The sequence below is a fragment of the Ottowia sp. genome (genome assembly GCF_035325765.1).
GTDB lineage: Bacteria > Pseudomonadota > Gammaproteobacteria > Burkholderiales > Burkholderiaceae_C > Ottowia.
The window spans coordinates 1-2,325 of record NZ_DAOKZG010000100.1 but is presented as its reverse complement, the minus strand read 5'-3'; the positions used below and the strand labels follow the sequence as shown (position 1 = coordinate 2,325).

Here is a 2,325-nt window from a genome sequence, read left to right as displayed (position 1 = left end):
AGCGACGCCGATCGGACGAGGAGCGGAAACGGCGCGCTCAGTGCGGCACGGTGTCCGCAAAGCTCGCGCGCGGCGCCAGCTTCTCGTCCAGCAGCGTCGCCAGGCCGGCGTGGCGCGCGCGCCAGTCGAGCTCGGGAAAGCGGAAGTCCAGGTAGGCCAGGGCGCAGCCCACGGCGATGTCGGCCAGCGTCAGGTGGATGCCGCCGGCGCACCAGGGCTTGTCGCCCAGGCCGGCGTCCATCGCCGCCAGCGCGCGGTCGACCTTGCCCATCTGGCGCGCCACCCAGGCCTGGCTGCGCTCGCCCTCGGCGCGGCCCGGCCAGGTATTCTCCAGCCGCGCCAGGATGGCGGCGTCCAGCAACCCGTCGGCCAGCGCCTCCCAGGTCTTGACCTCGACGCGTTCGCGTCCCGGCGTCGGGATCAGCCGGCCCACCGGCGACAGCGTGTCCAGGTAGTCGACGATCACGCGCGAGTCGAACACCGCGTCCTGCGCGTCCATCACCAGGCACGGCACCTTGCCCAGCGGATTGGCGTCGCCGATCGCCGGGTCGTCGCTCCAGACATCGGCCGGCACGAACTGGTAGTCGAGCTTCTTCTCGGCCAGCACGACGCGCACCTTGCGCACATAGGGGCTGGTGACGGCGCCAATCAAGCGCATGATCATGATGGGTTGACAGCAGGTGGTTGGATGGTGGGCGAGCGGCGCCATTCTAGGCGCAGCCGGCTCCTACAATCGTTCGCATGAACGCGACCGCCCTCACCGCCCTCACCGCCCTCACCGCCCTCACCGCCCTCTCGCCGCTGGACGGCCGCTACGCCGCCAAGCTCGATGCCCTGCGCCCGCACCTCAGCGAATGGGGCTACATGCGCTACCGCGTCCAGGTCGAGCTCACCTGGTTCGTCGCCCTGTCCGATGCCGGCTTCGCCGAATTCAAGCCCCTCACGGTGCAAGCACGCGCTCACTTGCAGTCGCTGCTCGACGGCTTTTCGGAGGCTGACGGAGCCGCCATCAAGGCCATCGAGCGCACCACGAATCACGACGTCAAGGCCGTCGAATACTGGATCCGGGGCCAGTTCGAGGGCCGGCCCGAGCTGCAGGCTGCGGCCGAGTTCGTGCACTTCGCCTGCACCAGCGAGGACATCAACAACACCAGCCACGCCCTGCAGCTGCAGGCCGGCCGCGCCGTGCTGCTGCAGTCGCTCGACGCCGTGATCGAGCGCCTGCGCGCGCTGGCCCATCAGCATGCCGCCGTGCCCATGCTCAGCCGCACCCATGGCCAGACCGCCAGCCCCACCACCGTCGGCAAGGAGCTGGCCAACGTCGTCGTGCGCCTGCAGGCCGCGCGCCAGCGCATCGCCGGCGTCGCCCTGCTGGCCAAGATGAACGGCGCCGTCGGCAACTACAACGCCCATCTGGCGGCCTGGCCCGGCTTCGACTGGGAGGCCTTCAGCCGCCGCGTGGTCGAAAGCCCGGCACCGGCCGGCCTGGGCCTCAGCTTTCAGCCCTACAGCATCCAGATCGAGCCGCACGACTACATGGCCGAGCTGTTCGACGCCACGGCGCGCGCCGGCACCATCGGCATCGACCTGGCGCGCGACGTCTGGGGCTACATCAGCCTGGGCTACTTCAAGCAGAAGACCAAGGCGGGCGAGATCGGCTCGTCCACCATGCCGCACAAGGTCAATCCCATCGACTTCGAGAACGCCGAGGGCAACCTGGGCCTGGCCAATGCCGTGTTGCGCCATTTGAGCGAGAAGCTGCCCATCAGCCGCTGGCAGCGCGACCTGACCGACAGCACCGTGCTGCGCAACATGGGCGTCGCCCTCGGCCATGCCGTGCTGGCCTGGCAGTCGCTGCTCACGGGCCTGAACAAGCTGGAACTGAACGAGGCTGCGCTGGCTGCGGACCTCGATGAAGCCTGGGAAGTGCTGGCCGAACCCATCCAGACCGTCATGCGCCGCTACGGCGTGCCCGGCGCCTACGAAAAGCTCAAGGAAGCCACGCGCGGCCAGGCCGTGACGCGCGAGGCGCTGCATGCGCTGATCCGGGGGCTGGAGATCCCTCAGGCCGAGAAGGAGCGGCTGCTGGCCCTGACGCCGGCGGGGTATGTGGGGAAGGCGGGGGAGTTGGCGGGGCAGGTGTGAGATTGTTAGCCTGATCCGCAAAATTTTAGGTTTGCCTAAACCGAGCTACGTTTCAAAAGATGAAATGCCTCGGATAGAAGGGCAACGTTGTGAGGCCAACGAATAACCTGATCCTGTCATTTATCTTAGGGAAGGTCTGAACAACCCCGTCTTTTGGCCGGCGAGATCGTAATTGTCCAG

General features: G+C 67.8%; 2 protein-coding genes. One reads left to right on the top strand and one right to left on the bottom strand.

The window, feature by feature from the left end; genetic code table 11:
- Positions 1 to 37: 37 nt before the first annotated feature.
- On the bottom strand, positions 38 to 658 hold the full coding sequence (locus PKA16_RS15785; RefSeq protein WP_324404647.1) for a glutathione S-transferase N-terminal domain-containing protein: 621 nt from the start codon (positions 656 to 658) through the stop codon (positions 38 to 40).
- Positions 659 to 741: 83 nt separating this feature from the next.
- On the opposite strand from PKA16_RS15785, the gene purB reads away from it, so the two are divergent.
- Complete coding sequence (gene purB, locus PKA16_RS15780; RefSeq protein WP_324404645.1) at positions 742 to 2,145, top strand: adenylosuccinate lyase; 1,404 nt, start codon at positions 742 to 744, stop codon at positions 2,143 to 2,145.
- Positions 2,146 to 2,325: the final 180 nt, after the last annotated feature.

What these genes read in the sequence shown, in the direction of transcription:
- PKA16_RS15785 (WP_324404647.1), bottom strand. Translation starts at nt 658, where the DNA reads ATGCGCTTGATTGGCGCCGTCACCAGCCCCTATGTGCGCAAGGTGCGC.
- purB (WP_324404645.1), top strand. Translation starts at nt 742, where the DNA reads ATGAACGCGACCGCCCTCACCGCCCTCACCGCCCTCACCGCCCTCACC.